The sequence below is a fragment of the Ruegeria sp. H3 genome, from assembly GCF_056533095.1.
Genome location: NZ_JBQFOD010000004.1, coordinates 203,012 through 221,085 on the forward strand (window position 1 = coordinate 203,012; position 18,074 = coordinate 221,085).

Genomic DNA, 18,074 nt, shown 5'->3' on the forward strand with positions numbered 1-18,074 from the left:
TGCGAAATGGGTGAAACGCCCGTCTTATGACGTCAAAGAACAACAGGGGCAGAGATGGCAGAGATTTCCAGGCGGAAGCGCATTTGGGGTTGGTGGTTCTTTGATTGGGCCAGTCAGCCCTATCACACGTTGTTGGTGACCTTTGTTTTCGGTCCCTATTTCGCCGGGGTGGCGGCCGGCTATTATTCGGGCACGGGTTTGGATGCCGAAGCCGCCGCTGCGCAAGCACAAACCGTCTGGGCGAATTGCCTGACCATCACCGGATTGATCATCGCCTTTGGTGCTCCGCTGTTGGGGGCAATGGCAGATGTGTCGGGGCGGCGTATCCCGTGGATTTTTGCCTTTTCGGTGATGTATGCGGTGGGTTCGGCAGCGCTGTGGTACACGATGCCGGACGGGTCGAACATGTGGCTGATGCTGTCGGCTTTTGGCCTTGGTTTCGTGGGCGCGGAATATGCGCTGATCTTCATCAACTCTCAGCTGCCCGATCTGGGCGACGACAGTGAAGTGGGCGAGATTTCGGGCTCGGGCTTTGCCTTTGGCTATTTCGGCGGGCTGATCTCACTGGCGATCATGCTGGCGCTTTTCGTGGAACAGCCCAACGGCAAGACGCTGATCGGGATGGACCCGCTGTTTGGGCTGGATGCGGCGCAACAGCAGGGCACTCGCTTTGTCGGGCCTTTCACGGCTGGTTGGTTCGTCCTGTTCATGGTGCCGTATTTCCTCTGGGTCCGCGATGATGCGCCTGCGGACAAAAAGGGCAGTATGGGTGAGGCGCTGAGCCTGCTTGCCAAATCCATTTCGAACTTGCGCCATCGCTTGAGCCTAGCCAGCTATCTGGGCTCGTCCATGTTTTATCGTGACGCGTTGAACGGGCTTTACAGCTTTGGCGGCGTCTATGCCCGCTTGGTGCTGGAATGGGACCTGATCAAGATCGGTGTGTTTGGCATTGTCAGCGTATTGGCCTCGGCGATCTTTGCGTGGATCGGTGGCAAGATGGACAAGAAATTTGGGCCTAAGCCGGTTATCCTTGTGGCAATCTGGGTTCTGATCTTCGTATGTGTGACCGTTGTTTCGATGGACCGAACGCAGGTTTATGGCATTTCGCTGCCCGAAGAGTCGGGCCTGCCAGACATGGTGTTCTTTGGCTGCGGTATTCTGATTGGCGGCATGGGTGGTATTCTGCAATCGGCCAGCCGGTCGATGATGGTGCGTCATACCGATCCTAAAACCCCGGTCGAAAGCTTTGGGCTTTACGGCCTGTCGGGCCGCGCCACGGCCTTTGCCGCGCCCCTTCTGATCGGGATTGCAACAACTGTGACCGGCAGCGCACGTCTGGGGGTGTCACCGATCATTCTGTTGTTTATCCTAGGTCTCATACTGATGCGCTGGGTGAAACCGGAAGGGGATCAGAGTAGATGATTTTAAGGCGTTTTTTGATAATTCTGGCCGCACTTGTGTTGGCAAACACAGCCGCGGCTGAACCTTTGGCAAAGCAATTGTTCGGAGCGAAACGGGTCAGTTCACAGCAAAAGCCGGCTGCTTTCGGCAGTTATTCGCGCGGGTGCGCGGCAGGTTCGGTGCAATTGCCCGAAACCGGGCCGACATGGCAGGCCATGCGCCTGTCGCGCAACCGAAACTGGGGGCATCCTGTTGCGATCGACTATGTGCAGGACCTCAGCCGGTTTGCCGCAAAGCAACCGGGGTGGAATGGCCTTTATGTCGGGGATATCAGCCAGCCAAGGGGCGGGCCGATGACATCGGGCCATCGATCTCATCAACTGGGTCTGGATATCGATATCTGGATGCTGCCAGGGGGCGATATGCGCCTGAGCCGCAAAGCACGCGAAAATCTCTCATCCATTTCCCTGCGCCGCTCGAACGGGGCGTTCGTGAACAACAACTGGACGAAACAGCACCACGCTGTGCTGCGAGCAGCAGCGAAAGACAAGCGCGTGGCGCGGATTTTTGTCTTCCCCGGGGCCAAGGTTCAGATGTGCAAGGATGAGAAAGGCAACCGTGCTTACCTGCGCAAGATCAGGCCTTGGTGGGGGCATCACTATCATTTCCACGTGCGCCTGAACTGTCCCAGAGGGTCAAAAGGCTGCGTCAATCAGGACCCAATTCCCAAGGGTGATGGCTGCGCTCAGGCGCAGGAATGGGTGAACAACATTCTTAACCCACCACCACCCAACCCGAATGCGCCTGCCCCCAAGAAACGCCGGGAATATGTTCTGGCTGATTTGCCCAAGCAATGCGCCGCCGTTTTGTCGTCAAACTAATTGCTGCATCTCTGTGTGCCGGGTCGGTCTGGGCGGTTGAGGTCAAAACCGCCGCCCAGCTTGGCAGTTATGTCTGGAGGGACAACGCCGCGTGGTTCGGTGGATTCTCGGCGATCCATGTGTCTGACATGGGGCGCCATCTGACGGTTCTCAGCGACCGGGCGACCTTGATAACTGCGCGGGTCGACCGCGACGGGGATCAGATCTCAGGCATTCGCATTCTGGGTCATTGGCCGGTCTTATCCAGTACCGGGCGCATCATGCTGGGCTATGCTGGCGATTCTGAAGGGATCGCGATGGCCCCGGATGGTGGTTTCTACATCTCTTTCGAAGGTGTGCACCGGGTCGCCTACTACCCAGCACCGGGGACAAATGCCCGAGTCTTGCCGCGCCCCAACGCTTTTGATGATTTGGAGCGGAATGGATCGTTCGAAGGGCTGGCGATCGACGACACCGGCCGCCTGTATACGCTCACTGAAAAGAGCCGCACAATAGATGGTGATATCCCGGTCTATCGCTGGGATGGTCAGGTCTGGTCGACGCCTTTCGTGCTGCCGCAACGTGGGCCGTTCCAACCTGTTGCAGCCGATTTCGGCCCCGATGGCCGGTTCTATGTACTAGAGCGGACAGCATCCATTACCGGGTTTCGGTCGCGTCTGCGGCGGTGGGATGTCTCAGGCGACACCCCGGAAGCAGAGGAAATCCTGTTTGAGACCAGCAAAGGCACGCATGACAATCTGGAGGGCCTATCCGTCTGGCGCGACGATCAGGGGCGACTGCGCGCCACGATGATCTCGGACGACAATTTTCTGGCGCTGCAACAGACCGAACTAGTCGAATATCTACTGCCCGATTGACAGGTGCAGGGCAAAGGTCTAAACGCACGGCTTGCCTTGGGATGAACCCTTGGCCAAGTCGCCGCTACCTTGTCAAAACGGGCATCTGAAAATGCAACGCTCTTATATTCCCGGCATACTTGCCATGGCCGCCATTGTCGTGGCCTCCAACATTCTGGTCCAGTTCCTGATCCTTGACGGATTGCTGACCTGGGGTGCTTTCACCTATCCGCTGGCCTTCCTGGTCACTGACATCATGAACCGCGTCTATGGTGTGGGCCCGGCCCGCAAGGTCGTGTTCGCCGGGTTTGTCACCGGTATCATCTGCTCGCTGATCGGTAGCCAGATCATGCTGCAGGGTGATGGCTTTACCTATGCCGCTGTCCCGTTGCGGATAGCAGTTGCTTCAGGCACTGCCTTCCTGATCGCGCAGCTGACCGATGTGACCATCTTCAATTCGCTGCGCGGTGGCCGCTGGTGGCGCGCGCCACTGGTCTCGACCCTTGTCGGATCGGCGCTGGACACCGCGATCTTCTTTACGCTGGCCTTCTCGGCCTCGGTCACCTTCTTCGGCGCCAATGCCGATGCCGCGATCAACTGGGCGTGGGAGCCTGTGCCCTTCATGCTGACCGGCCCGATGGCTCCGCTCTGGGTTACGCTGGCTTTCGCGGACTGGTTGGTGAAGCTGTCGCTGGCCCTGATTGCCCTGATCCCGTTCAAGGTGATCGTCGCCCGCCTGACCGCGGCGCAGCCTGCCTAAAAAAGTTCTTTGAGAACGGCGCATCTTGTGTCAGGCTCAAAGTTAACCGCAACAGATAGAAAAGGAGGTGATCCAGTGTCAAGAAAGAGATTGGAGAGAGGTGTCGGAACAACCGGGGGGAAAGCCTGCTAGGGCAGCCCTTGGCGGAGCGCTCGCTCCGGCTGGTCGATTGATCTAACCGACCCAACCTCCTGAACTTTCGAAGGGCCGTCCCACCGGGGCGGCCCTTTCTGTTTTCCCTGACGCCTTGTAAGGTCCGCCCCATGTTGCGCATCACCGACGATATCATCCTACAGGATTGGGAAATGACCGAGAGCTTCGTCCGCTCGTCCGGTCCCGGCGGGCAGAACGTCAACAAGGTCTCGTCTGCAGTTGAGCTGCGGTTCGAAGCCGCGCGTTCACCGTCACTGCCCGAGCCGGTGAAGAATCGCCTGAAACGGCTGGCCGGGCGGCGCTGGACTAAAGATGGGGCGATCATCATTCAATGTGAGGAAACCCGTTCTCAGGCCCGCAACCGCGAAATTGCGCGTAACCGATTGGCTGAGCTGATCGCCCGAGCGCTGGTCAAACCCAAGCGGCGGATTGCGACCAAGCCTACCTATGGTTCGGTCAAACGCCGTCTGGCCGCGAAAAAGGCCCGTGGCGACGTCAAGGCGCTGCGCGGGAAAGTATCTGAAGATTGATCTGGTATCTTGCCGACCCGTTGATACTCTGACCCGCAAAAGCGGCAGGAGGGTAACACCATGAGGCTGGAGGGGAAAACGGCAATCGTAACCGGCGGTGCGTCTGGGTTCGGGGCCGGGATCGTACAGACGTTTCTGGCCGAGGGCGCGCGCGTGATGATCGCCGACATCAACGGCGACGCGGCGCAGGATCTGGCGGCGCAACTGGGTTCTGGCGCGATGGCGCAGCAAGTGGATGTTAGCGACGGCGCGTCGGTTCAGGCGATGGCCGGCGCGGTCGAGGCCGCCTATGGGCAGCTCGACATTCTGGTCAACAACGCTGGCGTTACTCATCTGCCCACCCCGCTGGAAGACGTCAGCGAAGAAGATTTTGATCGCGTCTTCAACGTGAACATGAAGTCCGTTTACCTGACTGCCCGCGCCTTTGTCCCGGCGATGAAAGCGCGCGGCGCGGGGGCGATCCTAAACGTCGCCTCAACCGCCGGGCTGTCGCCGCGCCCCAATCTGAACTGGTACAACGCCTCTAAGGGCTGGATGATCACCGCGACGAAAACCATGGCGGTCGAGTTGGCCCCCTCCGGCGTGCGGGTCAACGCCATCTGCCCGGTTGCGGGGGAAACGCCGCTGCTGAAATCCTTCATGGGCGAAGACACGCCCGAGATTCGAGCTAAGTTCCTCTCGACCATCCCGCTCGGTCGCTTCTCAACCCCTCAGGACATGGCCAACGCGGCCCTGTTTCTCTGCTCGGACGAGGCCAGCATGATCACCGGCACGGCACTGGAGGTCGATGGTGGCCGCTGTATCTGATCCGCTCTTCATCTGGCTAAAAATACCTCCGCCGGAGGCAGCGCGCTTGCGCGCTTTCCGCCCTCAACATCACAGATTGCAATGACCCCCGGACCCAAAAATCTGATCACTGATGTTTCCGGCCTGAAAGTCGGCAACGCTCAGGATGCGGCGCTGAAATCCGGTACAACTGTCCTGACGGCTGACGCATCTTTCACAGCCTCTGTGCATGTGATGGGCGGTGCGCCGGGGACGCGCGAAACCGATCTGTTGGCCCCTGATAAATCTGTTGCCCATATCGACGCGATCGCCCTGTCTGGCGGATCAGCCTTTGGGCTGGACGCATGTTCGGGCGTATCAGATGCGCTAAGGGCGCAAGGCCGTGGATATCCGGTCGGCAAAACCAAGGTCCCAATCGTCCCCGGCGCGATCCTTTTTGATCTTTTGAATGGCGGCAACAAAGACTGGTCCGAAAACCCCTACCGCGCATTGGGGCGGCGCGCTTTTGAGGCGGCCAGCGAAGACTTCGCACTCGGAACCGCTGGTGCGGGAACCGGTGCCTTGGCTGCGATGCAGAAGGGCGGGTTGGGCTCGGCTTCAGCAGTGCTAGACACAGGGATCACGGTGGGCGCGCTTGTTGCGGCCAATCCGATGGGGAGCGTTACAACCCCTGGCGACCGGCATTTCTGGGCGGCACCATTCGAACAAGGGAAAGAATTCGGCGGTTTAGGCTCTGATCCGCGCGCCGGTTTGGGTCAGCCGGATGCGAGCCGCAAGGCCAGCGCAATGCGGGCCGATCCCGAGAAATCAAATACCACAATCGCCATTGTTGCCACCGATGCGGCCTTGTCAAAATCTCAATGTTACAGGATGGCCGTAGCCGCGCATGATGGTATCGCGCGCGCGGTTTTGCCTGCCCACACACCGGGGGATGGCGATTTGGTCTTTGGCGTCAGTACAGGTGAGGTGCAGTTGGCCAATGATACCGAACTTGGAATGATCGGCCATGCGGCTTCGCTCTGTCTGGCGCGGGCCATCGCGCGCGCGGTCTACCTCGCCTCACCCGCACCCGGCGACCTGCTACCGTGCTGGTCACAGCTCAGATAAACCGGTTAGGCCCGGCGTTTTGCCACAGCGTCACAGCCCCACGCGCGGCAATCTGCGCGTTGACTCATTGGCGCTCCAAAGCTCCTGTTAGGCCAGCCACGTAAATCTGGAGCAAAGACAATGAATCGTTTCCTCGCCACCACAATCGTCGGCCTGCTTGCCCTACCTGTTTACGCAGAAGGGGATGCAGAGGCGGGCAAGAAAGCCTTCAACAGATGCAAATCCTGCCACATGATCGCCGACCCTGCGGGTGATGTGATTGTAAAAGGTGGTAAAACCGGACCGAACCTTTACGGAATTGCGGGTCGGACTGCTGGGACTTTGGAAGGGTTTAAATATGGCGACAGCATCGTGGCCGCTGGCGAGAATGGGCTTGTCTGGGACGAAGAAACCTTTGTCGCCTATTCTCAGGATCCCAGAGCCTTCCTCAAAGAATACCTTGATGACACTGCGGCCAAGTCAAAGATGAGCTTCAAACTGAAATCCGGTGGCGAGGATGTCTATGCCTATATCCTCAGCGTATCAGGCGAATAAGCTTTCAGATGATCCAATGACATATCGAAAAGCCGCTTCACCTGCGGCTTTTCGTAAGGTTGATAATCCGACCGATCATTGCCATTTTGTCCCAACGCGGCCCGATCCGGGGCCGACGGGCCCCGATGCCAAGCCGATCCGGCCATAGCACCACATCAAAGTTCGCCAGTCCGATGGATCGGCATCAGGAGACGACATATGGGAATCATGATCCCGGCTTGGGTTGATGGTGAGTTGACCCCCGTGGACAAACTTGAGGCACATGAAAAAGGCCTCAGGCATAAGGCTGTCTCTGTCTTTGTGGTGCGCGGTACTGAAATCCTGATGCAGCGCCGGGCGTTGGGCAAGTATCACACCCCGGGCCTGTGGGCGAACACCTGTTGCACCCATCCTGATTGGGACGAAGGGGCCTCAGCCTGCGCAGTGCGCCGTTTGCGCGAAGAACTCGGGATCACCGGGTTGTATCCCGAGTACCGCCATCGTCTGGAGTATCACGCCGATGTCGGCAACAACCTGATCGAGCATGAGGTGGTGGACGTTTTTCTGGCGCACGTACGCGGCCCGCTGAAGATCGAGCCGAACCCGGACGAAGTGATGGATATTCGCTGGATCGATTATCACGATCTTCTAGCCGAGGTGCAGCGCCACCCGGAACGCTTTACACCCTGGCTCAAAATCTATCTGCACAACCATTCGGACACGATTTTCGGCCCGGACCTGATCATTTCCGCACAATCCTGATGTCAAAGCCTGTGCTGGCCTTGCATGGCGGGTTCAAGCCGCCTAAATCAACGCGTCATGGCAAAGCAGAAGACTGATCCAAACTACAAAGTGATCGCCGAAAACAGGCGTGCCCGCTTCGACTACGCGATCGAAGAGGATATCGAGTGTGGCATCATGCTGGAAGGATCCGAGGTCAAATCCCTTCGGGCCGGTGGATCGAACATCGCCGAAAGCTATGCCTCGGTCGATGATGGCGAGCTGTGGCTGATCAACAGCTACATCGCGCCGTATGAGCAGGCCAAGGTGTTCAAGCACGAAGAACGCCGCCGCCGTAAGTTGCTGGTCTCGCGCAAGGAGTTGTCGAACCTGTGGAATGCAACGCAACGCAAGGGCATGACGCTGGTGCCGTTGGTTCTGTATTTCAACCACAAGGGCCGGGCCAAGCTGAAGATCGGGATCGCCAAGGGTAAAAAGCTTCACGACAAGCGCGAAACCCAGGCCAAGCGTGACTGGTCACGCCAGAAGCAGCGATTGATGAAAGATCACAGCTAAGTCTCGGCGCTAGTCGTCCCGCCCAGGCTCGTTCGGATTGCTCGAAAACAGAGCAATCTTGTTGCCCTGCGGATCGCGCAGGTATCCAACATAGAAATTGGGTCCGTAAGCGGCGCGAAAGCCTGGCGCACCCTCGTCGGATCCTCCAGCAGCCAGTGCGGCGGCATGCAGATCACGCACCTGCTGCTGATTTTGCGCTTCGAATGCGGTCATTGACCCGTTGCCCGCTGAGGCGGGTGCTCCGTCAAATGTGGGTTTGACATAGAACTCGGGCAATACCGGGGATTGGTTTGGTTCCAATGGCAGGGCATAGCTTAGACCTTCGGGCCCTTCCTCAAGCTCATAGCCCAACGCAGGCATGAAGGCTGAATAGAACCGTTTGGCCCGTGCGACGTCATCGGTACCAACGGTGACATAGGCGATCATTTTATCCCTCCTGGTCTTGGAAGCCCAAGACAATAGATTTTAGAATGACATGGCAGCCTGTACAGCAAGTTGCCAGCGGGCATAGGCGGCATCGCGGGCATCCTGCGCCATCTGGGGCTCAAAGCGTTTATCAAGCTGCCAGGTCTGGGCGAACCCGTCCTGATCAGGATAGACGCCCGCTTTCATACCGGCGAGCCATGCAGCGCCCAATGCGGTTGTTTCCTGCATCACAGGGCGATCCACCGGGGCCCCCAGACAGTTCGACAGGCCCTGCATGGTCCAGTCTGATGCGCTCATCCCGCCATCGACACGAAGGATCACATTTGCCTCGGCGCCCCAATCGCCTTGCATCGCATGCCACAGGTCGCGGGTCTGAAAGGCGATGCTGTCCAGCGTGGCGCGGGCAATCTCGGCCCGGCCTGAATTGCGCGTCAGCCCGAACATCGCGCCCCGGCAATCAGGCTTCCAATAGGGTGCACCAAGGCCAGTGAAGGCAGGGACCAGAACCACATGCTGAGTCGGGTCGGCCTGCGCCGCCAGATCACCGCTTTGCGGGGCGGCATCGATGATTCTCAGCGCATCTCGCAACCATTGCACTGCCGCGCCGGCGATGAAGATTGAGCCTTCCAGCGCATAGGTTTTTTGCCCGTCTAACTGATAGCCAATGGTGGTCAGCAAACGGTTTTTTGAGGCGACGGGCTGCGCGCCAGTGTTCAGCAGCGCAAAACACCCGGTGCCATAGGTTGATTTCATCATGCCGGGTTGAAAGCAGGCCTGACCGATCGTGGCGGCCTGCTGATCCCCTGCGACACCCAGAATTGGTATGTTGCCACCCAGCAGGGACGTGCTGCCAAAATCAGCCGCGCAATCCAGCACCTCTGGCAGCATCGTCAAAGGCACGTCCAGCAGGTCACAAATCTCGGGGCTCCACGCGCCTTTGTGAATGTCGAACAGAAGGGTGCGCGCGGCATTGGTCGCATCGGTGACGTGGCAACGGCCTTCGGTTAGACGCCAGATCAGAAAGCTGTCGATGGTGCCAAACAGCAGCTCTTGGGCCGCGGCCCGGTCGCGGGCTCCGTCGACGGTATCCAGAAGCCATTTGACCTTGGTGCCCGAAAAATAGGGGTCCAGTAGCAACCCAGTTTGGGCCGTCACATCATCCTCGCACCCGGCCTGTTTGTAGCGGGCGCAGATGTCGGCGGTGCGACGGTCCTGCCAGACGATAGCGTTGTGGATGGCTTTGCCGGTGGTCTTGTCCCAGACCACGGTGGTTTCGCGCTGATTAGTGATGCCGATCCCGGCGATCTGGTCGGCCGAGACGCCGCTGGTCTCCATCACCTCACGGCAGACGGTCAGAACGCTGTCCCAGATATCCTCAACATCATGTTCAACCCAGCCTTCCTGCGGGAAATGCTGAGGAAATTCGCGCTGGGTGGTGCCGACGGCCTGCATTTGTGCGTCGAACAAGATCGCGCGCGAGGACGTGGTGCCCTGATCGATTGCCAGAATAAAGGTCATTGCCTGCGCTCCTCCCCCGCATGGTTTTGCGGGACTTTAGCGCAAACACTCGCGCAGGGGCCAGAGCAGAAATCAGCCCGCCGGAATGGGGATATTGTCGATCAGGCGCACACCATCGGCCCATGCTGTGATGAACAGTCGGGCCGGGCGCGATGCGCGGGTCAGGGGCTCAAGAGTTTCGGCACAACGCAGATCGATATATTCCACCTCTGTGAACCCCGCGGCCAGCAGGTCATCGCTAGCTTGCTCTGCAAGTGGCTCGAACGGTGCGCCGGCGGCGAGTTCTTTGGCCATTGCTTGCATAAGCGTGTTCTTTCGCGCTGCGATCTTTAGCCCTTTGGCCGACAGCCGCAGGTTGCGCGATGACATGGCCAAACCCGAGGGCTCGCGGACCGTAGGGCAGCCCACAACTTCAACGGGGATGTCTAGATCACGTGCCATGCGGCGGACCACCAGCAGTTGCTGATAGTCTTTTTCGCCGAAATAAGCTTTATCCGCCTGCGTTTGCAGGAAAAGTTTGGCGACCACTGTGGCGACGCCCTCGAAATGACCGGGGCGGAAGGGACCCTCCATCATATCAGTGAGGCCGCCGACGGTCACAGTGGTTGAAAAGCCTGCCGGGTAGATTTCATCAGGATCGGGCACATAGATCGCATCAACACCGTAAGGGACCAGCTTTTGCGCATCCTCGCTCTCGGTACGCGGATAATTGGTCAGATCTTCGGAGTTGTTGAACTGTTTGGGGTTCACAAAGATCGTGACGATCACGCGGTCCGTGCCTGCCTTGGCGGCCTGAACCAGTGACAGATGCCCCTGATGCAGCGCGCCCATTGTGGGCACAACGCCTATGAATTCGCCCTTGCGGTGCCATTCGGTCGTCAGCGCGCGCAGATCGGCCAGGCGACGCAGGATCGGTGCGGTCATACCTTTGGCCCTTTGGCAGGGGCCTTATCGGCAAAGACATGTTCATCCGCCGGGAAACTGCGCGCGCGCACCTCGGCGGCGTATTCGGCTATCGCGGCTTCGGCCAACGGGCCCAGTTCGGCATAGCGTTTGACGAATTTCGGTTTGAACGCCGTGAAAAAGCCCACCATATCGTCAACCACAAGGATTTGCCCGTCGCATCCGGCAGAGGCTCCGATGCCGATGGTCGGGATCGCTACTTCGTTGGTGATCTGATCGGCCAGATTTTGCGGAACTTTCTCTAACACGACGGAAAACGCGCCCGCCTCGGCCACCGCATGGGCATCGGCCAGCACAGCATGTGCTTGGTCATCCCGGCCCTGAACCTTGTACCCGCCCAGCGTGTTGATCGATTGCGGCGTCAGGCCGATATGGGCCATCACCGGAATGCCACGCTTGACCAGAAAGCGGATGGTCTCGGCCATCTCGACCCCACCTTCCAGCTTAATAGCCCCCGCACCGGTCTCCGCCATCAGACGGGCGGCATTGCGGAATGCATCGGCAGGGGAATGTTCATAACTGCCAAAGGGCATGTCGATGACCATCATCGCGCTGTTCAAGCCGCGCGCGACGGCCTGACCGTGCAGGATCATCATCTCCATCGTCACGCCAAGGGTCGATTCCAGTCCGTGCAGCACCATGCCAACGCTGTCACCCACCAGCACAAAGTCGCAATGGGTGTCCATCAAACGCGCCATCGGGGTGGTATAGGCGGTCAGACTGACCAGCGGCTCACCGCCCTTCCGGGCGCGAATATCTTCGGCGTTTGGGGCTTTTTTTCGGGCGGTGGCGCTCATGTTCGCTCCTTGCGGGGTTCATGTTGCAGTGCGGCATAACAGATCGAGCAGGGCCCACGAAACCCCGGTTGCGCGAACATTTCCTTGAATGACCTTAGGTTTAAAGGAACACTGGGCCCAGAAAGCCCGCAAACACGCGGCTGCGTTGACTTCAACGGGGAGAGTTTCCATGACTAAGCAGGTGTTTCGAACCTTCGGATCGGTGCTGGCGCTAAGCGCCGGATTGCTGGCCACGCAAGCGATGGCCCAATCGGACATTACAATCGCCATGCAGTTAGAGCCGCCTCATCTGGATCCGACCAGCGCGGCTGCTCAGGCCATCGATTCGGTGGTCTACACCAACATCTTCGAAGGCCTGACCCGGTTCATGGGCGATGGATCGGTCGTGCCGGGGCTGGCGGAAAGCTGGGAAATCTCGGATGACGGCACTGTTTATACCTTCAAGCTGCGCGAAGGTGTGACCTTCCATGACGGTAGCGCGATGGATGCTGAGGATGTCAAATTCAGCCTTGATCGCGCAATGGCAGAAGACAGCGCCAACGCGCAGAAGGCCCTTTTTGCCGGAATTGAAAACGTCGAGGCCGTGGATCCGCTGACCGTCAAGGTGACCCTGTCCGAACCAAACGGTAACTTCCTGTTCAACATGGCCTGGGGTGATGCGGTGATCGTGGCCTCTGAGAGCATCGATGATATCAAGACAAACCCAGTAGGGACCGGAGCCTTTACCTTTGGCGAATGGGTGCAGGGCGACAGTATCACATTGAACCGCAATCCCGACTATTGGGGTGATCAGCCTGCGTTAGAGAGCGCGACGTTCAAATTCATCTCGGACCCGACCGCCGCTTTTGCTGCCATGATGGCCGAAGATGTGGATGTGTTCGACAATTTCCCCGCGCCCGAGAACCTGCCTCAGTTCGAGGCTGATCCACGATTCCAGGTTCTTGTTGGCTCGACCGAAGGCGAAACGATCCTGTCGACCAACAACAAGCAAGCGCCGTTTGATGATATCCGCGTCCGGCAGGCTCTGGCTCATGCGATTGACCGTCAGGCCATCATTGACGGAGCGATGTTTGGCTACGGCACGCCGATCGGAACCCATTTCGCGCCGCATAACCCGGCCTATGTCGATCTAACCGGCCAATCTGCCTATGACCCGGAAAAAGCCAAGGCTATGCTGGCTGAGGCCGGTTTTGCCGAAGGCTTTGAGACTACGCTGCACCTGCCGCCGCCCTCCTATGCCCGCCGGGGTGGAGAGATCATCGCCGCTCAATTGGCCGAGGTTGGGATCACCGCCGAGATCATCAACGTAGAATGGGCGCAATGGCTGGAGTCGGTGTTCAAGGGCAAGGATTTCGGCCTGACCATCGTCAGCCATACCGAGCCGATGGATATCGGCATCTATGCGCGGCCCGATTATTACTTCCAATATGACAGCACGGATTTTCAGGCCCTGATGGAGCTGCTGAACACCACCACCGACCCCGAGGAACGGGCCCGGTTGATGGGAGAGGCGCAGCGCCTGATTTCCAACGACTATGTCAACGGGTACCTGTTCCAGCTGGCCAAACTGGGTGTGGCCAAGGCAGGCGTACAAGGGCTGTGGCAGAACGCGCCGACAGCGGCTATTGATCTGACGGCGATCAGCTGGGCGGAGTAGCGTTCAGCCTGAGGGAAGGCCTATGATCAAACGCTCTTTTCTTGCCGTGATGGTCCTGGCGCAGCTTTGTGTTGCGCCATCCGCATCGGCAGAGACTTCTTTGGATGCGGCAATAGCCTTGTGGCTGGGCGGTGATGATGCCAAGGCGTTGCCAATGCTGGCGGCGCTGGCGGCGTCTGGAAACTCGGATGCGCGTTTGTTGCTGGGCCGGATCGAAACCACAGATCTTGGGCCGTCCCCGTTTCGACAAAGCCTTGAGCCTGCCCAATCCCGCGCCCTGTTCCGGCGCAACGACAATAGCAATTTCGGCACATCCTGGCTGACCCTCGAAGCCGCCGAGGGGAATGCGCTGGCGCAGGCCTTGCTGCGATCCAGGCAGCCTCAGCCTGATCCCGATCAGGTGAAGCGCCTCAACGATCTTGGTGAACATCAAGCCACAGACTACCCAACGCGGATCGTTGCCTTGTACGGCAGCCAGGCGATGCGGGATGAGTTGCGCGCCTATGACGGGGCCATGGACGATCTGCAGCCCTATCTGGCCTATCTTTCGGACAGTCCCGAGCCGCGCGGGGACGGCTTGGCTGCGCTGCGTCATATTCAGCCCGACCTGGTTTCGGCAAAGTCGGAGCAGGCGCTTGGTATGGCTGGTGTTTTGGCGTTGGGACTGGGTTATGGCGATCTGTCACCGGGCAACCCGTGGCGGCCCGCCGTGGAGAATTGGCTGATGACAGCCGAGGCGACGCGACCCATCGCGCATCTGTGCAACACGCATTGTTCGGCAGAGGCTGCGGCTTGTTCCTTTGCCTTCCTCTCGCTGCTGGGCGGGTATTTCGAGGTGATCCGCATGGACAGCCCCCTTGAGACCGTGATCCCGCAATCGCAGTTTCTGGACAGCCCGCGCGCCCGGTTGATGGTGCTGCGTCGGGCGGCCCTTGCGCGCACCGAAACCAATCTGGAAACGCTGGCTGAATCGGCCCCTGCGCAAGAGCTTTCGGCCTGCGCCGTCGATCTGGTTCGGCAAGAGCAGCGTAAGTATAACTAGCCGCTGGACCCGGGCAGGGCGCGCACTTAACCTGCCCACAATGCTACGTTATGCGCTCAAACGACTGCTCTCGCTTGTGATCAGCCTTGCCATAGCCTCGGTCGTCATCTTTGCGGTGATCGAGGTGGCGCCGGGTGATCCGGCCTCGTTCATGTTGGGGGTCAATGCGCAGCCCGACACATTGGCTGCGCTGCGGGCCGAGTTGGGCTTGGACATGTCCAAGACCCAGCGCTACTTCAACTGGGTTAGTGGGATGCTGAAAGGGGATTTCGGAACCTCGTACACCTATCGCACGCCTGTTTCACAGATGATCGCGGATCGGCTGTGGGTGTCTTTACCACTGGCTCTTTATGCACTGAGTTTGTCGACCCTGATCGCCTTTCCCGCAGGCATCTATGCCGCTGCGCGCCGCGGTAAACCGGGTGATCTGACGGTGATGGGAGCAACACAGCTAGGCATCGCGGTGCCGAATTTCTGGTTTGCGATGATGCTGGTCCTGATCTTTGCCATAAACCTGCGCTGGTTCAATGCGGGCGGGTTTGCTGGCTGGGACAACGGATTCTGGGCCGGGCTGCATTCCCTGACCCTGCCCGCGATTGCCCTGGCCTTGCCACAAGCGGCCATTCTGGCGCGGGTGATGCGATCCTCGCTTTTGGACATACTGGGCGAAGATTTCATGCGCACGGCCCGCGCCAAAGGGCTGTCGCGTCGTCAGGCGCTGTGGCGACACGGGGTGCGAAACGCGCTGATCCCGGTGCTGACGATCATCGGGCTGCAGTTTTCGTTCTTGTTGGCCGGGTCGATCATTATCGAGCAGGTCTTCTATCTGCCCGGTCTCGGGCGGTTGGTGTTTCAGGCGATTTCGGCCCGTGATCTGATCGTGGTGGAATCGGTGGTGATGCTTCTGGTCTTCGCTGTCATCACGGTGAACTTTCTGGTCGATCTGGCTTATGCCGCCGTTGACCCGCGGCTGAGGAGCCGGACATGAGCCGCAACCTGATCCTCGGCGCGGTGTTGTCGTCGCTGGTTTTGCTGGCGGCGTTGGTGTCTTTTGTTTGGACGCCGTATGATTTTGCGGCGCTCAACATCCCTGAAAAACTGCAACCGCCCAGCGCGCAGCATTGGTTCGGCACCGATCACTTCGGGCGCGACATGTTCTCGATGATCATGGTCGGTGCGCGGACGTCGATTGCGGTGGCGCTGGTCGCCGTGGGGATTGGCATGGCGCTGGGCGTGCCGCTGGGCCTGGCGGCGGCCGCGCGCAAAGGCTCGTGGCTGGATGAGGTCATCATGCGCGGCAATGACCTGGTCTTTGCTTTCCCCTCTTTGGTCATCGCCATCCTGATCACCGCCGTGTTCGGTGCGGGCGCGATCAATGCGATCATCGCCATCGGCATTTTCAACATCCCCGTCTTCGCCCGCATCACCCGAGGGGCGGCCCTGTCCCTGTGGGAGCGTGAGTTCATCCTCGCCGCCCGTGTCTCGGGCAAGGGCGCGGCGCGGATTTCGGCGGAGCATATCCTGCCCAACGTGGCCAATCTGCTGATCGTGCAGGGGACGATCCAGTTCAGCCTTGGCATTCTGGCCGAGGCGGGCCTGTCTTATGTCGGTCTGGGCGCGCAGCCGCCAACGCCCAGCTGGGGCCGGATGCTGGCCGATGCGCAGACGATGGTCAGTTTTGCCCCGCATTTGGCTCTGATTCCAGGTCTGGCAATCATTGTGACGGTGCTGGGGCTGAACCTGCTGGGTGATGGCCTGCGCGACTGGCTGGACCCGCGTATCAGGGTGGCGCGGGCATGAGTTTGTTGCGGATCGAAAATCTGTCGCTCGGCATTCACGGGGTCGAAATTTTGAAACAGGTCAGCTTGTCGATTGCACCGGGGCAGATCGTTGCTGTAACCGGGGAAAGCGGCTCGGGCAAATCGATGACTGCGCTGGCTGTGATGCAGTTGTTGCCCGATGGGGCGGAAAGTGATGGCTCGATCCTGCTGGACAAGCAGGAAATCCTGAACCGGCCCGAGGCTGAGATGTGTGCCTTGCGCGGTGCCTCGATCGGGATGGTGTTTCAGGAACCGATGACCGCTCTGAACCCGGTCAAGACCATCGGTGATCAGGTGATGGAGACGATTCTGATTCACAAGGCGATGCCTCCTGCGCAGGCGCGGGAGCGGGCGGAAGAGGTATTGGCCCGAGTTGGGCTGCCTTCTGATCGCTTCCCCCTGTCCCGCTATCCGCATGAACTGTCCGGTGGTCAGCGTCAGCGCGTGGTCATTGCCATGGCGATTGCCTTGCGCCCTAAACTGCTGATCGCGGATGAACCGACAACGGCGCTGGATGTGACCACTCAGGCGCAGATTCTGGATTTGCTCAGGGGCTTGGTGACCGAATACGACATGGGCCTGCTGATGATCACCCATGATCTGGCCGTTGTCGCCGATATGGCGGATCAGATCGTCGTGATGCGCCATGGCGAAGTTGTCGAAAGCGGTGCAACGGACCATCTTCTGCGCAACATGCAGCACCCCTATACCCGGATGCTGTTTGAGGCGTCGAACCATCAGGTGGCTTTGCCTGATGCAAAACAACCACAACCGTTGCTAGAGATCACGCAAGTGGTCCGTGACTATCGCCTACCTCGCAAGGGCCTGTTCGATGCGCCCGGCTATACCCGTGCCGTGGATCAGGTCAGCTTCACCCTCAACCGGGGTGAGCGGCTGGGTCTGGTAGGGGAGTCCGGATGTGGAAAATCGACCCTAACACGGGCGATTTTGGGATTGGAAGAGGTTCAATCCGGTAACATCCGGTTGGATGGTCAGCAGGTGTTCTCCGGTCACAAGCCTAATCCGGCCGTGCGGCGCAAGATGCAGGTGGTGTTTCAAGACCCTTATGGCAGTTTCAACCCGCGCCACCGGGTTGCACGCCTGATTACCGAACCATTTCATTTACTCGAAATCCCTCCGACTGGAGGCGAGCGGCAGGATCGCATTGCCGAAATGTTGACCGCCGTCGGGCTGCGCCCAGAGGATGCGGACAAGTACATCCACGAATTTTCGGGCGGTCAAAGGCAGCGCATTGCAATTGCCCGCGCGCTGATCATCCGCCCGGAACTGATCCTGTTTGACGAGGCGGTCTCGGCCCTCGACGTCTCGGTCCGGGCGCAGATTCTGGACCTGCTGGCTGAACTATGTGACGCCTATGATCTGACTTATCTGTTCATCAGCCACGATCTGAGCGTCGTGCGCACGATCACGGACAGGGTGATGGTCATGCAGGCCGGGAAGATCGTTGAACAGGGCGAGACCGAGCAGGTCTTCACCAATCCGCGCCATCCATACACACAAAAGCTGATTTCTGCTGCGCCGCAGTTGCCGGAGATCGGAGTGGGTGCTGCGTGATTTTCCCCGTGTT

Annotated in this window: 19 protein-coding genes; 15 read left to right on the forward strand and 4 right to left on the reverse strand. The window is 59.3% G+C overall.

Going from position 1 to position 18,074, the window contains the following annotated elements; all coding sequences use genetic code 11:
* Positions 1-54: 54 nt before the first annotated feature.
* The 10 genes from ACR0JE_RS07045 (at position 55) to smpB (ending at position 8,263) form a co-directional block, all read left to right on the forward strand.
* Positions 55-1,422 carry an MFS transporter gene (locus ACR0JE_RS07045; protein ID WP_480863642.1) on the forward strand — a complete coding sequence of 456 codons (1,368 nt, stop codon included), beginning with the start codon at positions 55-57 and terminating at the stop codon, positions 1,420-1,422.
* Entirely contained in the window at positions 1,419-2,282 is an 864-nt protein-coding gene (mepA, locus tag ACR0JE_RS07050; RefSeq protein ID WP_480863643.1) for a penicillin-insensitive murein endopeptidase, read from the forward strand. Before ACR0JE_RS07045 ends, mepA begins: the two co-directional genes overlap by 4 nt.
* The gene (locus tag ACR0JE_RS07055) at positions 2,255-3,139 is read left to right on the forward strand and encodes an esterase-like activity of phytase family protein (protein ID WP_480863644.1); all 885 of its coding nucleotides are present in this window, start codon (positions 2,255-2,257) and stop codon (positions 3,137-3,139) included. The genes mepA and ACR0JE_RS07055 overlap by 28 nt, the downstream gene beginning before the upstream one ends.
* Positions 3,140-3,230: 91 nt before the next feature.
* Entirely contained in the window at positions 3,231-3,878 is a 648-nt protein-coding gene (locus ACR0JE_RS07060) for a queuosine precursor transporter (protein ID WP_480863645.1), read from the forward strand.
* Positions 3,879-4,141: 263 nt separating this feature from the next.
* Positions 4,142-4,561 carry an alternative ribosome rescue aminoacyl-tRNA hydrolase ArfB gene (gene arfB / locus ACR0JE_RS07065; protein WP_480863646.1) on the forward strand — a complete coding sequence of 140 codons (420 nt, stop codon included), beginning with the start codon at positions 4,142-4,144 and terminating at the stop codon, positions 4,559-4,561.
* A gap of 60 nt (positions 4,562-4,621) precedes the next feature.
* Positions 4,622-5,368, forward strand: coding sequence for an SDR family oxidoreductase (locus ACR0JE_RS07070; RefSeq protein WP_480863647.1), 747 nt, complete (start codon positions 4,622-4,624; stop codon positions 5,366-5,368).
* Between the two features lie 81 nt (positions 5,369-5,449).
* Positions 5,450-6,454 carry a P1 family peptidase gene (locus ACR0JE_RS07075; RefSeq protein ID WP_480863648.1) on the forward strand — a complete coding sequence of 335 codons (1,005 nt, stop codon included), beginning with the start codon at positions 5,450-5,452 and terminating at the stop codon, positions 6,452-6,454.
* A 120-nt stretch (positions 6,455-6,574) separates the two neighbouring features.
* Entirely contained in the window at positions 6,575-6,988 is a 414-nt protein-coding gene (locus tag ACR0JE_RS07080; RefSeq protein WP_480863649.1) for a c-type cytochrome, read from the forward strand.
* A gap of 198 nt (positions 6,989-7,186) precedes the next feature.
* Positions 7,187-7,729: an isopentenyl-diphosphate Delta-isomerase gene (idi, locus tag ACR0JE_RS07085; protein ID WP_353008698.1), complete on the forward strand. Its 543-nt coding sequence runs from the start codon at positions 7,187-7,189 to the stop codon at positions 7,727-7,729.
* A gap of 57 nt (positions 7,730-7,786) precedes the next feature.
* A complete protein-coding gene (gene smpB, locus ACR0JE_RS07090) occupies positions 7,787-8,263 on the forward strand; it encodes an SsrA-binding protein SmpB (RefSeq protein ID WP_170379480.1) in 477 nt (158 codons plus the stop codon).
* 9 nt (positions 8,264-8,272) lie between these two features.
* Here smpB and ACR0JE_RS07095 read toward each other — a convergent pair whose 3' ends face one another.
* From ACR0JE_RS07095 to panB, 4 genes are all read right to left on the reverse strand, one after another.
* Complete coding sequence (locus tag ACR0JE_RS07095) at positions 8,273-8,689, reverse strand: VOC family protein (RefSeq protein ID WP_480863650.1); 417 nt, start codon at positions 8,687-8,689, stop codon at positions 8,273-8,275.
* A gap of 39 nt (positions 8,690-8,728) precedes the next feature.
* Positions 8,729-10,207, reverse strand: coding sequence for a glycerol kinase GlpK (gene glpK, locus ACR0JE_RS07100; protein WP_480863651.1), 1,479 nt, complete (start codon positions 10,205-10,207; stop codon positions 8,729-8,731).
* Between the two features lie 72 nt (positions 10,208-10,279).
* Positions 10,280-11,131, reverse strand: coding sequence for a pantoate--beta-alanine ligase (gene panC, locus ACR0JE_RS07105; protein ID WP_480863652.1), 852 nt, complete (start codon positions 11,129-11,131; stop codon positions 10,280-10,282).
* Positions 11,128-11,967, reverse strand: coding sequence for a 3-methyl-2-oxobutanoate hydroxymethyltransferase (gene panB, locus ACR0JE_RS07110; protein ID WP_480863653.1), 840 nt, complete (start codon positions 11,965-11,967; stop codon positions 11,128-11,130). Before panB ends, panC begins: the two co-directional genes overlap by 4 nt.
* A gap of 169 nt (positions 11,968-12,136) precedes the next feature.
* On the opposite strand from panB, the gene ACR0JE_RS07115 reads away from it, so the two are divergent.
* The 5 genes from ACR0JE_RS07115 to ACR0JE_RS07135 are packed head-to-tail and all read left to right on the forward strand — an operon-like array spanning position 12,137 to position 18,061.
* Entirely contained in the window at positions 12,137-13,624 is a 1,488-nt protein-coding gene (locus tag ACR0JE_RS07115) for an ABC transporter substrate-binding protein (RefSeq protein WP_480863654.1), read from the forward strand.
* 22 nt (positions 13,625-13,646) lie between these two features.
* The gene (locus ACR0JE_RS07120) at positions 13,647-14,666 is read left to right on the forward strand and encodes a hypothetical protein (RefSeq protein WP_480863655.1); all 1,020 of its coding nucleotides are present in this window, start codon (positions 13,647-13,649) and stop codon (positions 14,664-14,666) included.
* Positions 14,667-14,706: 40 nt separating this feature from the next.
* Positions 14,707-15,654 (forward strand): ABC transporter permease, encoded by a 948-nt coding sequence (locus tag ACR0JE_RS07125; protein WP_480551004.1) that lies wholly within the window; start codon positions 14,707-14,709, stop codon positions 15,652-15,654.
* A complete protein-coding gene (locus ACR0JE_RS07130) occupies positions 15,651-16,466 on the forward strand; it encodes an ABC transporter permease (RefSeq protein WP_480863656.1) in 816 nt (271 codons plus the stop codon). Before ACR0JE_RS07125 ends, ACR0JE_RS07130 begins: the two co-directional genes overlap by 4 nt.
* Complete coding sequence (locus ACR0JE_RS07135) at positions 16,463-18,061, forward strand: ABC transporter ATP-binding protein (RefSeq protein WP_480863657.1); 1,599 nt, start codon at positions 16,463-16,465, stop codon at positions 18,059-18,061. Before ACR0JE_RS07130 ends, ACR0JE_RS07135 begins: the two co-directional genes overlap by 4 nt.
* The last annotated feature ends 13 nt before the right edge of the window (positions 18,062-18,074 follow it).

What these genes read in the sequence shown, in the direction of transcription:
- ACR0JE_RS07070 (WP_480863647.1), top strand. Translation starts at nt 4,622, where the DNA reads ATGAGGCTGGAGGGGAAAACGGCAATCGTAACCGGCGGTGCGTCTGGG.
- ACR0JE_RS07080 (WP_480863649.1), top strand. Translation starts at nt 6,575, where the DNA reads ATGAATCGTTTCCTCGCCACCACAATCGTCGGCCTGCTTGCCCTACCT.
- ACR0JE_RS07055 (WP_480863644.1), top strand. Translation starts at nt 2,255, where the DNA reads ATGCGCCGCCGTTTTGTCGTCAAACTAATTGCTGCATCTCTGTGTGCC.
- ACR0JE_RS07045 (WP_480863642.1), top strand. Translation starts at nt 55, where the DNA reads ATGGCAGAGATTTCCAGGCGGAAGCGCATTTGGGGTTGGTGGTTCTTT.
- ACR0JE_RS07125 (WP_480551004.1), top strand. Translation starts at nt 14,707, where the DNA reads ATGCTACGTTATGCGCTCAAACGACTGCTCTCGCTTGTGATCAGCCTT.
- ACR0JE_RS07060 (WP_480863645.1), top strand. Translation starts at nt 3,231, where the DNA reads ATGCAACGCTCTTATATTCCCGGCATACTTGCCATGGCCGCCATTGTC.
- mepA (WP_480863643.1), top strand. Translation starts at nt 1,419, where the DNA reads ATGATTTTAAGGCGTTTTTTGATAATTCTGGCCGCACTTGTGTTGGCA.
- idi (WP_353008698.1), top strand. Translation starts at nt 7,187, where the DNA reads ATGGGAATCATGATCCCGGCTTGGGTTGATGGTGAGTTGACCCCCGTG.
- ACR0JE_RS07095 (WP_480863650.1), bottom strand. Translation starts at nt 8,689, where the DNA reads ATGATCGCCTATGTCACCGTTGGTACCGATGACGTCGCACGGGCCAAA.
- panB (WP_480863653.1), bottom strand. Translation starts at nt 11,967, where the DNA reads ATGAGCGCCACCGCCCGAAAAAAAGCCCCAAACGCCGAAGATATTCGC.
- arfB (WP_480863646.1), top strand. Translation starts at nt 4,142, where the DNA reads ATGTTGCGCATCACCGACGATATCATCCTACAGGATTGGGAAATGACC.
- smpB (WP_170379480.1), top strand. Translation starts at nt 7,787, where the DNA reads ATGGCAAAGCAGAAGACTGATCCAAACTACAAAGTGATCGCCGAAAAC.
- ACR0JE_RS07115 (WP_480863654.1), top strand. Translation starts at nt 12,137, where the DNA reads ATGACTAAGCAGGTGTTTCGAACCTTCGGATCGGTGCTGGCGCTAAGC.
- ACR0JE_RS07135 (WP_480863657.1), top strand. Translation starts at nt 16,463, where the DNA reads ATGAGTTTGTTGCGGATCGAAAATCTGTCGCTCGGCATTCACGGGGTC.
- glpK (WP_480863651.1), bottom strand. Translation starts at nt 10,207, where the DNA reads ATGACCTTTATTCTGGCAATCGATCAGGGCACCACGTCCTCGCGCGCG.
- panC (WP_480863652.1), bottom strand. Translation starts at nt 11,131, where the DNA reads ATGACCGCACCGATCCTGCGTCGCCTGGCCGATCTGCGCGCGCTGACG.
- ACR0JE_RS07120 (WP_480863655.1), top strand. Translation starts at nt 13,647, where the DNA reads ATGATCAAACGCTCTTTTCTTGCCGTGATGGTCCTGGCGCAGCTTTGT.
- ACR0JE_RS07130 (WP_480863656.1), top strand. Translation starts at nt 15,651, where the DNA reads ATGAGCCGCAACCTGATCCTCGGCGCGGTGTTGTCGTCGCTGGTTTTG.
- ACR0JE_RS07075 (WP_480863648.1), top strand. Translation starts at nt 5,450, where the DNA reads ATGACCCCCGGACCCAAAAATCTGATCACTGATGTTTCCGGCCTGAAA.